The sequence below is a fragment of the Klebsiella oxytoca NBRC 105695 genome, assembly GCF_001598695.1.
In the GTDB taxonomy this organism is placed as follows: Bacteria; Pseudomonadota; Gammaproteobacteria; order Enterobacterales; family Enterobacteriaceae; genus Klebsiella; species Klebsiella oxytoca.
Genome location: NZ_BCZK01000022.1, coordinates 1 through 14,971, shown reverse-complemented (window position 1 = coordinate 14,971; position 14,971 = coordinate 1). Strand labels below are relative to the sequence as shown.

14 protein-coding genes are annotated in these 14,971 nt (G+C 51.4%); 9 read left to right on the top strand and 5 right to left on the bottom strand.

Annotation, left to right across the window (positions count from 1 at the left end; genetic code table 11):
• The first annotated feature begins 226 nt into the window (after window positions 1-226).
• On the top strand, window positions 227-1,747 hold the full coding sequence (locus tag KO1_RS25280; protein ID WP_024274169.1) for an EAL domain-containing protein: 1,521 nt from the start codon (window positions 227-229) through the stop codon (window positions 1,745-1,747).
• Window positions 1,748-1,883: 136 nt separating this feature from the next.
• Entirely contained in the window at window positions 1,884-2,483 is a 600-nt protein-coding gene (gene nqrE / locus KO1_RS25275) for an NADH:ubiquinone reductase (Na(+)-transporting) subunit E (protein WP_004102040.1), read from the top strand.
• A gap of 152 nt (window positions 2,484-2,635) precedes the next feature.
• Here the strand turns inward: nqrE and ivy are convergent, their stop codons facing one another.
• The gene (gene ivy / locus KO1_RS25270; RefSeq protein WP_004102042.1) at window positions 2,636-3,076 is read right to left on the bottom strand and encodes an Ivy family C-type lysozyme inhibitor; all 441 of its coding nucleotides are present in this window, start codon (window positions 3,074-3,076) and stop codon (window positions 2,636-2,638) included.
• A gap of 443 nt (window positions 3,077-3,519) precedes the next feature.
• Here ivy and KO1_RS25265 point away from each other — a divergent pair, with 443 nt between their 5' ends.
• The gene (locus KO1_RS25265; RefSeq protein ID WP_016809021.1) at window positions 3,520-4,065 is read left to right on the top strand and encodes a YfaZ family outer membrane protein; all 546 of its coding nucleotides are present in this window, start codon (window positions 3,520-3,522) and stop codon (window positions 4,063-4,065) included.
• 75 nt (window positions 4,066-4,140) lie between these two features.
• Here KO1_RS25265 and KO1_RS27755 read toward each other — a convergent pair whose 3' ends face one another.
• Window positions 4,141-4,302, bottom strand: a complete 162-nt coding sequence (locus KO1_RS27755; protein WP_004102047.1) for a YqaE/Pmp3 family membrane protein — start codon at window positions 4,300-4,302, stop codon at window positions 4,141-4,143.
• A gap of 318 nt (window positions 4,303-4,620) precedes the next feature.
• Here KO1_RS27755 and KO1_RS25260 point away from each other — a divergent pair, with 318 nt between their 5' ends.
• Window positions 4,621-4,848, top strand: a complete 228-nt coding sequence (locus tag KO1_RS25260; protein WP_016809020.1) for a hypothetical protein — start codon at window positions 4,621-4,623, stop codon at window positions 4,846-4,848.
• A gap of 82 nt (window positions 4,849-4,930) precedes the next feature.
• Here KO1_RS25260 and KO1_RS25255 read toward each other — a convergent pair whose 3' ends face one another.
• Window positions 4,931-5,815: an SDR family oxidoreductase gene (locus KO1_RS25255; RefSeq protein WP_004102064.1), complete on the bottom strand. Its 885-nt coding sequence runs from the start codon at window positions 5,813-5,815 to the stop codon at window positions 4,931-4,933.
• 114 nt (window positions 5,816-5,929) lie between these two features.
• Window positions 5,930-6,457: a GNAT family N-acetyltransferase gene (locus KO1_RS25250; RefSeq protein WP_004112983.1), complete on the bottom strand. Its 528-nt coding sequence runs from the start codon at window positions 6,455-6,457 to the stop codon at window positions 5,930-5,932.
• 144 nt (window positions 6,458-6,601) lie between these two features.
• Here KO1_RS25250 and treZ point away from each other — a divergent pair, with 144 nt between their 5' ends.
• The 5 genes from treZ (at window position 6,602) to KO1_RS25225 (ending at window position 14,531) form a co-directional block, all read left to right on the top strand.
• Window positions 6,602-8,389 (top strand): malto-oligosyltrehalose trehalohydrolase, encoded by a 1,788-nt coding sequence (treZ, locus tag KO1_RS25245; protein WP_024274171.1) that lies wholly within the window; start codon window positions 6,602-6,604, stop codon window positions 8,387-8,389.
• Window positions 8,386-10,926 (top strand): malto-oligosyltrehalose synthase, encoded by a 2,541-nt coding sequence (gene treY, locus KO1_RS25240; protein ID WP_024274172.1) that lies wholly within the window; start codon window positions 8,386-8,388, stop codon window positions 10,924-10,926. The genes treZ and treY overlap by 4 nt, the downstream gene beginning before the upstream one ends.
• A 2-nt stretch (window positions 10,927-10,928) precedes the next feature.
• Window positions 10,929-13,004 (top strand): glycogen debranching protein GlgX, encoded by a 2,076-nt coding sequence (glgX, locus tag KO1_RS25235; RefSeq protein ID WP_017145885.1) that lies wholly within the window; start codon window positions 10,929-10,931, stop codon window positions 13,002-13,004.
• 59 nt (window positions 13,005-13,063) lie between these two features.
• A complete protein-coding gene (locus KO1_RS25230) occupies window positions 13,064-13,498 on the top strand; it encodes a nuclear transport factor 2 family protein (RefSeq protein WP_024274173.1) in 435 nt (144 codons plus the stop codon).
• Between the two features lie 760 nt (window positions 13,499-14,258).
• The gene (locus tag KO1_RS25225) at window positions 14,259-14,531 is read left to right on the top strand and encodes a YdgH/BhsA/McbA family protein (protein ID WP_004113093.1); all 273 of its coding nucleotides are present in this window, start codon (window positions 14,259-14,261) and stop codon (window positions 14,529-14,531) included.
• Window positions 14,532-14,734: 203 nt separating this feature from the next.
• Here the strand turns inward: KO1_RS25225 and KO1_RS28625 are convergent.
• A partial coding sequence (locus KO1_RS28625) for a hypothetical protein (protein WP_218017405.1) occupies window positions 14,735-14,971 on the bottom strand: 237 nt, incomplete at its 5' end.

Sequence of the window (14,971 nt, the reverse complement as noted above, 5' to 3'; positions counted from 1 at the left end):
GTATTATTCTACTTTAAGTCAATAATTTAGCCATAGACAGCGCCGCTTTTGCCTCAGCAAATTTCGCAGCCAGTCGTCTGCGCCATCACGCAACGGCTGGCCATGATATATCATTGATATGCATTAAAACTTGATCGGTTCAGGGCGAGTTTAAAAAGGATTTGTTAAAATCTGGCCAAACAATTGACCGCCGGCCCCCGATGGCGAGTCTAACTGGATTAGCATAATGAACTACTCATCGTCACGCCATCGTCTGTGGATAATCCTATTTCTCATGGCATTAATCAGTCTTGGCACCGGTCTTTGCTACTGGCAGATGCAAAAAAAGGTGGATAAGGATATCCAGTCACGGCTGCAGCAGGCGATAGCCAGCCTTGATGTGACCGTTTCCCACGCCGAACAGGCCGCCGACCTGGCGGAACCTTTTATGGGAAAAAACTGCAATGAGAACGTCCTGACGGAGCTGCGCACGCTGGTGGCGACCATTCCCGACGTGCGCTCGGTAAATTTAGGGCGGGATAACGAGATCTACTGCACTTCGGTTTTTGGCGGACGCAAATTTCAGTTTGATAGTACTCAATATACCCAAGGGTCGTTGCAGTTATTCCAGGGGAACGATATTACGCCGTCTCATCCGTTAATGGTGTATAGCGAACAGGACGACCGGGGGAATACCACGCTGATAGGTATTGATGGCTATTATTTATACAATATTTTATCCGTTCTGGATGGCGATGCTCATCTGTATCTTCAGGTTGGTAATCGAGTAATGAACCGCAAAGGGGAAGTCACCACGACGCCGAAGATCAAAATTCCCGTGCGTCTGACCTCTGAGCAATTTAATTATTCGGTCATTGCCGATCGCGGCTTTGCCTCCGGCGCAGTCGCATTTATCCGCTATGAACAGCATACCCTCATCGCCATTCTTCTCGCTTCCTTGCTGCTCGCCTTTTTGTTCAGAAACTATCTCCGCTATCGGCAGACGATTGAGTACCAGCTGAGGAAGGCGATCGAGCTGAAGCAGCTCAAACCGTATATTCAGCCGATAATTAACGATGAGGACGGCGCCATTATCGGCGGCGAGGTGCTGGTACGCTGGGAACATCCCAAACAGGGATTTATTGCGCCGGATAAATTTATCTCCGTTGCGGAACAGACCGGTTTGATTAAAGACGTGACGGCGATTTGCTTTGCGGAAGTAAGCCGACAGCTCCGTCGCCAGCAGTCCCTGCTCCCTAAAGGACTCTTTATTTGCTTTAACACCAGCTCGGTTAACTTTCAGGATGACGAAATAGTCCAACTCTGCCAGACGTTTATCCAGGAGCTGAAAGAGGCGGAAGTTCGGCTCGTCCTTGAGATAACCGAGCGGGAGTCGATTGAAAATACGCTGCAAACCTCGGAGGTGACGGATAAGCTGCGGCGCATCGGGATTCAGTTTTCGTTGGATGATTTCGGTACCGGCTACGCAAACTACAGCTACATCCAGCAGTTTAATCCTGAGATTATAAAAATCGATAAGGTGTTTACCTTCAATATCATCACCAATAATGCTTCCGCGCTGGTGGTCAAGAATATGGTGAATCTGGCGAAGAAGTTTAACTGTCAGATTATCGCCGAAGGCGTGGAGGATAAGGAGCAGCTTACAATGCTCAGGAATATGGGCATCGCTATTTACCAGGGCTACTACTTCTCACAACCGGTGCCGGTTGGCGAGTTTATCAAAATGCTGCCACGTTCATTTCGCTAGTCAGGAAAGGGCTGGTTTGTTCGATCACAAACAGGAAATTAAAAGGTGATCGACTCGGCAAAACCGAATCGTAATTTCCTGTTTCACCTGAAAATTTGTCATCATTGAGGAACAACTCAACAACACGGAGGTTGTCTTGTTCGAATCTCACCTGAATATTTTTATCCGCGCGGTTTTCGTTGAAAATATGGCGCTCAATTTTTTCCTTGGCATGTGTACTTTTCTCGCTATTTCCAAAAAGATCGATGTCGCATTTCGGCTCGGGATCACCGTGACGGCTCTGCTAGCCATTGCGACGCCGATTAACAACCTGATTTATCATCACCTACTGAAAGAAAATGCTCTGATTGAAGGCGTGGATCTCAGTTTTCTCGATTTCATCACGTTTATCGGCGTCCTTGCGGCGCTGGTGCAGATCCTGGAGATGGTGATCGACAAATATTTCCATGCGTTAAACCATGCTTTAGGGCCGTTTCTGCCGCTGTTGACCATCCACTGCGCCATTTTTGGCGCGACCATATTTATGGTGCAGCGTGAATACAGCTTCCTTGAGTCGCTGACTTATGGCACCGGATGCGGTATTGGCTGGACGCTGGCGATTGTGGCGCTGGCTGGCATTCGCGAAAAGCTGAAATATGCCAATATGCCGAAAGGGTTACGCGGATTAGGCAGCGTGTTCATTACCGCCGGACTCATGTCGCTGGGCTTTATGTCGTTCGCCGGTATTTCCCTGTAAACAGAAGTCGGGAACCATGAGAGAGTGCGTCTGGCCTGACGACGTTTTACCGAAATTCTGCCGTACACCTTTGGGCGCGCACGGCAGAAGAGGGCGCTGGCGGGCGATGAACGCGCGTCGCGGGTTCATCGCACCGGGCTTGCTGGCGGATTTCAGGGGTAGTTGAAAGCCTCTGGATGGTTTTCCAGACTGCCGCTCAGGGCTGCAAAGAGTACCGTTTTCCCATCGATGGATAATGGATCGCTAACGTTAAGCCAGGTCAGCTTTTCCTGGGATGTCTTGTCGTCAACGGTGGAAAAAACTCCGGACATTTGTCTGGATTTTTCCGACCACAGCACCGCGAGCCTCTCCGCAGCGCAATCGTGAGGTTTGCAGACGCTGAGCACCTGATAAACATCCTCGCCAAGCTTTACCGTACGCGCGGGCGTGGTCGTGCCGCCTGAACTGACCCAACCGGGCAGGTGATGTCCTTTGAGCATCTGATTAAACGCGGCGGGCTCCTTTTTGGCGAGGCTGTTCAGCGTAATATCGTCCTGTGCCATAGCGTTTGCTGACGTCGCCAGAATAGCCAGCGCGGTAAACATTTTAAGCATAATAATACTCCTGTGATCTTTCCGATTCCGTTTAACGCCTGTTAATCATGGCTCTGGTTGGCGGTGAATGCAAATTTGCTCAGCTGGCTTCTCTATATTCCGCAAATGGTCGGAAAGTGGTGATTTCATTTCTTATGGTTTTGTAAAAAAGAATGTCACTATAGAATGCGAATTACTTATAAAGCATATAAAACCGGCAGTGATTATTACTATCGCGAGCTTTTATTCAACATTTTCGTGCCGTTGGTTGAATCACCATTAAGATAACGCGTCAATAATGGCTCAATCACGGTGCTTATTCGCTTGACCGCTAACGTATAATAGAATCCAGACTATTCTGCTGTTATTTTTCGGTAAATTATTGACGGTGTCATTTCGCAAAAGAAAATTTGATCGCCGGCATCGCGCTTGTTAAAGTTCGCGCCACTTTTCAGGAGGGTATGATGAAAAAGACTCAATTCATTATCGCGTGTTCTTTAATTATGGCTTCAGGCTCTGCCCTGGCAATGGGCTTTACCGCTGAGCAGGGGAAAAACTTTACCAATCTTAATATGGAAATCGGTAAGAGTTCTTCCGGCCTGTATGCGGAAAGTAACTGGATTAAAAATACTCAGGACGGAAGTCAGCTTGGCGGCGTCGGCGTTGGCTACAATCTTGCGCTGGGTCCGCTCACGGCGAATATTGGCACAAAAGCCGTATATCTCGGGCCGAAGAAAGGGGACAACGGCGTCGCCTTCCCGATTGGCGGCGGCATCGATCTGGCGCTGACTGACAGTATCCATCTGTACGGCGAAGGATATTCCGCGCCGGAAGGGTTAACTAACAGCGTTAAAAATTACGTCGAAGCGAATGGCGGAATTAGCTGGACGCCGTTGACGCCGCTGACTATCAAGGCTGGCTATCGTCACGCGAGCGTTGATGGAAAAGATGGCCGCCCGGGACATACCATCATTGATGGCGCTTACGTAGGCGCTGGCGTGACTTTCTGATATGACGGTCGGGAGCGTGGGCTCCCGACATATTACTGAGCACTGAGAAAAATCTCAAAAGGCGCTTTCAGATGCTTAGCTGTTTTTGGTCTGTACCCAAAAAGCGTGAATGAGCCCTGGAATGTAGCCGAGGATCGTCAAAATAATATTGAGAATAAACGCCCAGCCAAACCCTTTTCCCAGCAATACTCCCAGCGGGGGTAGAATAATCGTTAAGACAATTCGCCAGAAACCCATAATATCTCCCTGTGTTGTTAGCTAACTTATTACTATTTTAGTGGCTGACGGTATTTTTGCAAATTTTAGCTTTTTAAATCATAAGCCTGCTAACTTTTCTGAGTTTCAAATACTACATATTTAATAAATTTAAAAGCGCTAATTTATGCCAGATATCTATATGGGATTATTCCAGGTTATTGCTTAAATTATGTTCTTCAAAGCTCAGTGGAAAATTTGTACGGAAGAGGGGGAATTACGCGCAATGATAGCCTGCCGGGTGGGGTAAATTGCGCTACACTGCCCGTCCAGGGGATAAGATATTGACGGCGGGGTTACATGGACAACATCGTTCTTCAAAAGGTCATCGCCATCTTTCTGATGGTTTGGTGGGGTTGGGATATTCTGAAAAGAAAAAAGAAAAAGCAGAACCCCGATCCCCTTATTGCGCAGGCAAACGCTGCGGAGCGCTATCAGTGGCGCTACTTGCGTTGGGGATGGCGACTCTTGCAATTCGCCTGTGGCGGGTATTTGCTGATAATGATGGTCACCTTTCTGTTACGCTAGCGCTGGCAGGTGAAAAGAGAGCCGCTACCGCGGCTCTTTTGCTGACCAGGCACGTATCCGGAGGAGTTGCGCGCCAGCTCTTTTAGGCTACGCCGGTACCGCCATCTGAGCACCAGACCTGACCCGAAGCGTAGGAGCAGGCGTCGGAAGCCAGAAGGACGTAAAGCGGCGCAATCTCAACCGGCTGTCCCGGTCGGCCAAGCGGCGTATCCTCACCAAATTTTTGCACCTTCTCCTGCGGCTGGCCGCCGCTCGACTGCAACGGTGTCCAGTAAGGGCCAGGGGCAACGGCGTTAACGCGAATACCGCGCGGGCCAAGCTGCTGCGCCAGGGATTTAGTAAACGCCACGTTGCAGGCTTTGGTCTGGGCGTAATCCAGCAGAATCTCGCTGGGTTTAAATGCCTGCACGGAAGAGGTATTGATGATAACCGCCCCCGCAGACAGGTGACGGAGGGCGGCTTTGGTTATCCAGAACGGCGCATAGACGTTGGTTTTAAAGGTGGCATCAAACGCAGCGGTGCTCAGCTGTTCAATGGATTCGCAATACTGCTGTCTGCCGGCATTGTTCACCAGAATATCCAGCCCGCCCAGCTCGGCTACCGCTTTTTCAACCAGGGTGTCGCAAAAAGATTCAACCCGAATATCGCCGGGAATGGCGACGGCTTTTCGTCCCTCGGCCTGAATCAGCGCGATAACGGCAGCCGCGTCCGACTCTTCTTCCGGCAGGTAGCCGATGGCGACATCCGCGCCTTCACGCGCATAGGCGATAGCGACAGCGCGGCCAATACCTGAATCACCGCCGGTAATAAGCGCTTTTTTTCCCGCGAGTTTCCCGGAGCCGATATAGCTGGTCTCACCGTGGTCGGGAAGGGGCTTCATTTCAGATGCCAGCCCCGGAGCCTGCTGCGGCTGCTCAACAAACGGCGGAAGAGGATAATGTAGCGATGAATTATTTCCTGTTGTCATACCGGCCTCCTGATAAATGAAATTTAAGATTAGCCAATCGTTGTGATTGAGCGAGCAAAAAGCGTAAACCAGGAATAATTAACTTTGTAAAACCAGGAATTATTTACCTGACAATTAGTTCAACATGTAATACCAGAACAGCGCAATTTCATCTTTTTCCGCTAAAGCGTTGTAGAGATATCGATCGTATCCTCCAAGAGTAAAACCATAATTTCGATAGAAGAGGCAGGCGGGCACGTTAACGTTCTGCGTCTCAAGCTTTAATCCCGCAGCGTTCATACTGCGCGCCCAGATATGGGCGGCGGCCATGAGCTTGTTGGCCGCGCCGGCTCTGCGATGTGAGCTTTCAATGGCAATATAATCGACGGAAATAAACCTGTTCCAGCTCAGGGATGCGGTGATGAAACCGGCCACCTGTCCCGCTTCGGTTTCGGCAATCAGGAATATTGCATCCGGATTAATACAGTGGTTTTCCAGCGTCTGGATATCCAGCTCATAGGTTTTATTATAAGCGCAGGGAAGTGTCTCAATTTTCAGATCATTATTGATGAAAGGGCCTCTGGCAACCTGGCTGACCGTGAAGGAAAAATCACAATATTCGAGGCGAGCAAGGTCAGAATTTAATCCTTTACGAATCTGCATAGCATTCCTTATTTTTTAGCGATTTATTAATGATAGACAACGTCGTTAAAAATAACAGTCAGGTCATCAACAGCGCATTCGTCCAAACCTGGGCTAATCTTATATTTCATGCTGCATTTCCTGCAGGTCGTTTGAGGACATTGAATGGAATCCATATCGTTTAAAAAGCATTGGGGGGCGGAATTCATTTCCGCGGATATTGTCCGCTTTCGCGTCTGGGCCGAAGGTCAAAAGTCGATGACGCTTAGCCTGAGACACCGGGATATTGCGATGGAAGCCGTGGGAAATGGCTGGTTCCAGATCGATGTCCCTGGCGTTAAGCACGGGGATGAATATCAGCTTCGTTTAGCCGACGGCCGCCTCATTCCCGACCCGGCTACCCGCGCGCAGCGCGATGATGTCAATGGCCCCTCAGTAGTGATCGATCCCCGACGCTATCAACCGGTTAACCGTGACTGGAAAGGGCGTCCCTGGGAAGAAACCGTGATATATGAACTTCATCCGGGCACCTTTACGCCAGAAGGCACCTTTGTCGCCGCTATCGAAAAGCTTCCCTGGCTGGCAGAGTTGGGGATCACCCAGATAGAGGTTATGCCGGTGTCTCAGTTTGGTGGTTCGCGCGGCTGGGGCTACGACGGGGTACTACTTTATGCCCCGCACTCAGCTTATGGTACCCCGGCGGATTTTCACGCCTTCATTGATGCCGCTCACGGGTTAGGGCTTTCGGTGGTTCTCGATATCGTGCTGAACCATTTTGGTCCGGAAGGCAACTATCTCTCTTTGCTGTCGCCGGGCTTTTTTCATCAGGACCGAATGACCCCCTGGGGTAATGCCATTGCCTATGAAAACGAGGCCGTGCGTCAGTATATTACCGATGCGCCGCTGTTCTGGCTTACCGAGTATCAACTTGATGGGCTGCGCTTTGATGCTATTGACCAGATTGAAGATCGCTCCGCCCGGCACGTGCTGATAGAAATAGCCGAGAATATCCGCGCGGCTATACCCGACCGCCATATTCACCTGACGACGGAAGATAGCCGTAACGTGATTTTCCTTCACCCGCGCGATGAAAACGGGCACACACCGCTGTTTACCGCTGAATGGAATGATGACTTCCATAATGCCGCGCACGTTTTCGCGACCGGTGAAACCCATGCGTATTATCAGGATTTTGCGCATCAGCCGGCAAAGAATGTCGCTCGGGCGCTGGCGGAAGGATTTGTCTATCAGGGGGAGGTCTCTCCACAAACCGGGCAACCTCGCGGCGTCTCCTGCGCCGTTCAGCCACCGCAGTTCTTTGTCGACTTTATTCAGAATCACGATCAGACCGGGAACCGAGCCCATGGCGAAAGGCTTATTTCCCTGGCCGGCGCTGAGAAAACGCGCGTGCTGCTTGCCGCATTGCTTCTCTCTCCCCACATTCCCTTACTGTTTATGGGCGAAGAGTATGGTGAAACCCATCCTTTTCTATTTTTTACCGATTTTCAGGGTGCTCTCGCCAAAGCGGTAAGAGAAGGGCGGGCAAAAGAGTTTGCCGGACACGCAGGGCATGATGCCTCCGTTCCGGATCCGAACGATCCTCAAACCTTTATCCGCTCTAAGCTCGACTGGCAGAAGGCGGCAAGCGAGGAGGGGAAATCCTGGCTGCGCTTTACCCGCAACCTTATCTTACTGCGCCATCGCTATATCGTCCCGCTGCTCGCGGCAGGGGGCACCGTGGAAGGCAGGATCCTGCACGCGGCGGCGCATGCGCTGGCGGTGAGCTGGCGCTTCCCCGACGGGACGCTCTCCGTGGCGCTGAATATCGGCGCGGACCCCGTGACGATGCCGGAGATACCGGGAGAGGTCATTTTTAGCTGGCCGGAGCGGCAGGAAGCGTTAACGCCAAACAGCATTGTTGTCCGTTTTGCACATGGAGAAGCTTCATCATGATCCCTTCCGCAACCTACCGTATTCAATTCCGTAATGGTATGACCTTCGATCGCGCGGCGGCGCTGGCCCCGTATCTGAAAGCGCTGGGTATTAGCCATCTTTACGCGTCGCCGATATTTACGGCGACCACCGGCTCCACCCATGGCTATGATATTACCGATCCAAACGAAATCGACCCGGCTATTGGCGGGCGCGAAGGGTTTGACCGGCTGGTAAAGGCGCTGCGGAGCGCACAAATTGGCCTGATTCTGGATATTGTCCCCAACCATATGGCGACCTCTCTGGAGAATCGCTGGTGGCGAGACGTCATTGAACAGGGTAAGCACAGCGCCTGGGCCAATTATTTCGATATTGACTGGACGCGTCCCGTTACGCTGCCGTTTCTGGGGGATACCTTTGAGGCAGAACTGGAGAGCGGGGCGCTTGAGCTTAAGCGCGATCCTGAAACGGGGAAACCGGCGTTCGTCTATTACGACCAGGCCTGGCCGCTGAATCCTGAAAGTCTGGCAACAGGTGAGCAACTACTAACCTCGCCGGATCGCGACGCGATTGTGGCGCTGCACGAGGCGCAAAGCTGGCGGCTGATGTCGTGGCGGGAAGCGCCCAGACAGCTCTCCTGGCGGCGCTTTTTCGAAATTACGGGCCTGATTGGCGTCAGGGTCGAAGAACAGGCGGTATTCGACGATACCCACCGTCTTATCCTTGAACTGGTACATGCCGGTATCGTCGATGGTCTGCGCATCGATCATATCGATGGGCTTGCCGACCCATTAGGGTATTTGCAGCGTCTGCGCCAGGCCGCCGGGCCAGAATGCTACATTACGGTGGAAAAAATTCTTGCGAAAGGCGAGCAGCTTCCCGCTGATTGGCCCGTCTCCGGCACCACCGGATATGAGTTTATCGCTTCGTTGGCTGAAGTGCTGGTGGATGACAATAATCTCGACCAGCTGCAGCAGGTGCATGACGAAGCGCTCGGCGGCGCGGTAGATCGTCACCAGGCGCTGCGTGAGGCGAAAGGGCTGATGGCGGATCGCAACTTTGAGGGCGAATTTACCACTTTGTTGAGGCTGGCCATCGAACTGGCGCAGCGTAATAGCATGGAGGTTGAAAGCGAAGCGCTGCGCCACGCATTACGTGAACTGCTGCTGGCCTTTCCGGTATATCGCACCTACGGTACCGCTGAGGGGATGAGCGCCGAGGATATTACGCTATTAAACCGGGTCGTCGATCGGGTTAACGCTCGGGAAAACCGCCCCGATCCCAGGGCCCTTGAGGTCATTATCGCTATCCTGACCGGCAATTTACAAACAAGTAGCCTCGATGCCGCCTCGCTTTTCAGGACCCGTTTTCAACAGCTGACAGGGCCGTTAATGGCTAAATCGGTCGAGGATACGCTGTTCTTCCGCCATAACCTCGATCTGGCGCTGAATGAAGTCGGCGCGGATCCCACGCCGCGCGCTTTCTCGCTTTCTCGTTTCCATCAGGAGATGCGTATTCGCCTTGCTCGCCAGCCCGACGCGCTGCTGGGCACTTCGACGCACGACACTAAACGCGGGGAGGATGCGCGCGCCCGTCTGTATACCTTAACGGAAGCTCCGCAACTGTGGGCGACCAATCTTGCGCGCTGGCGTCAGATGAATCAAACCCAGGTGCGTTTTTTGAACGACGGTACGGCGCCGAACGCGGCAGATACGTGGATGATCTATCAGGCGCTCGCCGGCGTGTGGCCTGCAACGTTGCTGCCTGACGATAGCGCAGGGCTGAAAGCCCTCGAAGAACGTTTTCTCGCTTTTATGGAAAAAGCGCTGCGCGAGGCTAAGCAAAGAACCGATTGGATCGACAGCAATGAAAGCTATGAAAGCGTCGTACTGAACTATGTTCAACAGCTGTTTTCTGCTGATAACGCGCTGTTTCTCAATGATTTTTACACCTCCCTGCAGCCTTTTGTCCGTGCCGGTCTGGTGAACAGCCTTAGCCAGACGGTCATCAAACTGACTGCGCCCGGGGTACCGGATATTTATCAGGGGAGCGAGGCGCTGAACTTTAGCCTCGTCGATCCGGATAACCGCCGTGAACCTGACTTCGCCGCCCTGGCACAACATCTTGATAGCGGAAGCGCGGAACTGTTTCATCATGAAAGCGCATGGCGAGACGGACGGTTGAAGCAATACGTCACCGCTTCGTTTCTCAGATTAAGGCAGCAGCATTCCGCGCTCTTTCATTATGGTGACTGGGTACCATTAAAAGTCGCGGGTGAAAGAGCAGATAATTTTATCGCCTACGCGCGTATCAAAGACGAGGAAGCCCTCATCGTGGTGGTTCCTCGGCTGGTGTTTGACGTGGCGGCGCACGGGTTGGTCGAGTCATCGGCGCAACTGTGGGGCGAGACGGCAGTATCGCTCCCGGAAGATCTGGCCGGAAGGCGTTATTGCGATGCATTAACCGGTGAAAGCCGTCTGGTAGAAGAGACGCTCGATCTGGCGTCAGCAACCGGGTGGTTATTGACACTTATTAGTGAAAAGGAACGTGGGGAATAACAATGTCAAAGGAAAATGCTTTTATCATACGGCCAGGCCACGGCCAGCAGTTGGGGGCTAATTTCGACGGGAAGGGGGTGAACTTCGCACTGTTTTCAGCGCATGCTGAACGCGTTGAGCTGTGCTTATTCGATCCTTCCGGTAAAACCGAAATAGCCCGGCTTGAACTGCCTGAATATACAGATGAGATCTGGCACGGCTATGTACCCGATCTGCAGCCCGGCGCATTGTACGGTTATCGGGTTTACGGACCTTACGATCCGGAAAACGGTCATCGCTTTAATCCCAATAAATTGCTTATCGATCCCTACGCGCGGGAGCTGGAAGGCGATGTTGAGTGGAACGATGCGCATTTCGGCTACGAGTTGGGCCATGAGGAGAGCGACCTGAGCTTTGATAGTCGCGATAGCGCGCCATATACGCCAAAATGTAAGGTTATCGACCCGGATGCCTTCGACTGGCAGGGGGAAAACCGTCCCAATGTACCCTGGCCGAAGACGGTTATCTACGAAACCCATGTCAAAGGTTTTACCCGGCTTAATCCGGCGCTTCCTCAGGAGCTGCGCGGCACATTTGAGGGGCTTGGGCATCAGGCTTCCGTCGATTATATTAAAAGTCTGGGCATTACTTCCGTCGAACTGCTCCCCATACACTGGTTTCCCGATGACCAGCATCTGCTCGATCGGGGGCTGAAAAACTTCTGGGGTTACAATACGCTAGGCTTCTTTGCTCCCGCTTCCCGCTATTATGGCCCTGAAGGTATAGCGGGCTTTCGCAACATGGTGCGCGCTTTTCATGATGCCGGCATCGAAGTGATCCTTGACGTGGTGTATAACCACACCGCGGAAGGCAATGAGCTGGGCCCGACGCTCTCATTTAAAGGTATCGATAATTTCTCTTATTACCGGACGATGCCGGATCAGCATCGTTATTACATTAATGATACCGGGACCGGGAATACGGTGAATACATCGCATCCCCGGGTGCTGCAGATGGTTATGGATTCGCTACGGTACTGGGCGCAATCGATGCACGTTGACGGCTTTCGTTTCGACCTCGGGACTATTCTTGGACGCGAGCCAGAAGGCTTCGATCCGCGAGGCGGTTTTTTCGATGCGGTAACCCAGGATCCGGTTTTATCGAAGCTTAAACTGATTGGTGAGCCGTGGGATATTGGCCCCGGCGGCTATCAGGTCGGCGGTTTCCCGCCTGGCTGGGGCGAGTGGAACGACAAATATCGTGATACGGTGCGGGAATACTGGAAGGGAGATAACGTCTCCAACGACTTTGCCGCCCGCTTACTGGGCTCGGGCGATCTGTACGATTTACGCGGTCGTCGTCCGTGGTCCAGCGTCAATTTTATTACCGCCCATGACGGCTTTACGTTGAACGATCTGGTTTCATATAACGAGAAGCATAATGAAGCCAACGGTGAGGACAATAACGACGGGCACAACGATAATCGTTCCTGCAACTATGGCGAAGAAGGCCCAACGGAAAATCAGGATATTATTGCCGTCCGTGAACGCCAGAAGCGTAATTTTCTGGCAACGTTATTTTTCTCCCACGGTACGCCGATGCTGTTGGCCGGCGATGAGTTTGGTCGTTCGCAGCAGGGCAATAATAACGGCTACTGCCAGGACAGCGAGATTTCATGGTTCAACTGGGAAGCGCAGTCTGAGCGGGATCGTGCATTACGAGACTTCACCCAGCATCTGATTGCACTGCGCGCGGAGCAACCGCTTTTACGTCGTGAAAGCTGGCGCGACGGGCTCGAAATACGCTGGTTTAACGCCGGCGGCGGTTTGCAGCAATCAGAGCAATGGGATGAGGGTTCGACCTTAGGCCTTGCCATCAGTCGGCCCGATCTTGAGAAGGAGGAGGGCATCTGGCATGACGTGCTGATGCTGTTCAATCCCTTTGAAGGCGATGTTCCGTTCCAGATCCCGCAGTTTGGCGAAGGCGGCTGGGTTCTCGAGCTGTCGACCGCAGAGGAAAAAACAGACGGCGCGATTATTACCGAGACGATTGATTTTGTTCTCGCCGGGCGCAGTATTGCGCTATTCAGACGGCCTTAGCCTACAAGACAACCCGGCGCAGATGGCCGGGTTTTTGTCATGTTGAAAAAGAGGTAATAATGTTCGATCCCGTAAACCTGCAATTGTTTGAGTTAATTTGCCACCTGGAAGTTAGCCTGCATCAGGCATCAACACGCCGCAGCGCGCAGCTTTTGCAGCAGTTGTTGCATGACGAATTTCTGGAGATAGGCCGTAGCGGAGAACGTTACGATAAAACGCAGACCGTAGCAGCATTAATTAACGAGGACGTGGAGGCCATCACTGCTTACAGCTTTCAGTTGGCTTTACTAACCAAAGATTGCGCGTTGCTTACGTACCGCAGCGAGGTTATCGATTCAGACGGACGCGCTGCTAAAAAAACGCTTCGTTCGTCAATCTGGCAGAGGAGCCATATTTGTGCAAATCATCAGGAATGCTGGCAGCTCAGATTTCACCAGGGGACGCCAGTGAAAGAAGTTCAGGAAGAAGAGCAGGCGAGCAAGACGGCGAATTAAGAACCAGGTGTACAGGCGTTAAGCTTCGAAAAGTCCATTTAACATAATATACATTATGCGCACCAATGATGTAACGGCTCAATGCTAATGCCTATTTGTGGCCCATCATCAATCAGGAATGTCCAGGCTATAGTTCTCAGACCTGTATGGCTGGTCAACAACTCACTTCACTTTTCCTGATGAGGAGTTTTCTGTGGCTATACATGACGCCGGGATGTTCACAGTGAAAGAAATCAACCGCCTAAAAATCCTTCATGATGTCATCGACCGCGGCCCTGGACTTCTGAACTTAGCTTTGACAAATATGGTGTCAGCCAGATTATGCGGTTGTGACCAGAACTCAGGTTAACCCGCCAGGGATTCTGCTAATGCTCCCGGCGTTTCCATTCCCGCTGCCGGGATCTTGCGACATGTTATCGCTTACTGCCTCCCGGATGGTATATGCAGCGGTGTTGTTCTTTTACCGGCTCAAGAACCAGAACCACTCAGGATATTCTCAGCCAACGTCTGACAACAAAGACGAAAACGTATCGTCTGCATATTGCCGTGCTCTCATGCCAACATCCTTTCTGAATTTCTTAGACATGACCACCTGGCTTCACCGCAAGTCTTGCTATCTTGATTCCTGCCATCAGGATAACGCTGGATTAATCCTGGGATTGCCACGGTGTTCACCGTCATTTTTTGGCGGTACTGAAAATGGCTACTATACTTAAAATGAAAAAGCTTTCGATGAGCTTTATTTAAAGGAGATTAGATAATGAAAAAGGTATTAGCTGCATTAGCGTTATCCGCGTTTGCATTTGGCGCCTCAGCCTCTCAGTTGATTACGAAACAAGAAGTTGACCATTTTAAACTGACCCATGTAGGCAGTATCTCTGTAGGACCTTCCGGCGGTCAATTCTCTTCTCCCTCTGACTTGCACGATCAGCTTTCAAAATTAGCTGATGAAAAAGGTGGCAAGTTCTATGTGATTACCGCGGCTCGTGAGCATGGTCCAAACTTTGAAGCAACTGCTGAAGTTTATAAATAACGATCCTGATAAATTTCATCAGAGCTTAATATAGCATCTGTTATATTTAACAGCCTGTTTCTCCTCGCACAGGCTGTTTGCTTATTTTTCTATCAGCTACGGTAAATCCCATTTTCATCAGTTTATCGGGTAACCACCCTGCTCCCGGGTTTCCGCCATTACAGAGGCAGACATCAGGTTGTGTGGCCGGGTTGTCAGTCGGCTTAGATCGCTCTTTTAACGAAAAACATCGTTTTTTGTATCAGATACGGTGTAAAACATATAACAGATGAAAACAGCACAGAAAAAAACAACGTTGCTCCCTGGAGAGGAATACTGCGCGGAATTAGCCAGGTGTAGACTGCAACAAATAAAGAGTGCCAGACATGACAGTAAAGCAGAACATCAAAAGCGATGACTGAAATCACATAAATAGCCAGGGAATGTTTTCCCGGGTACTC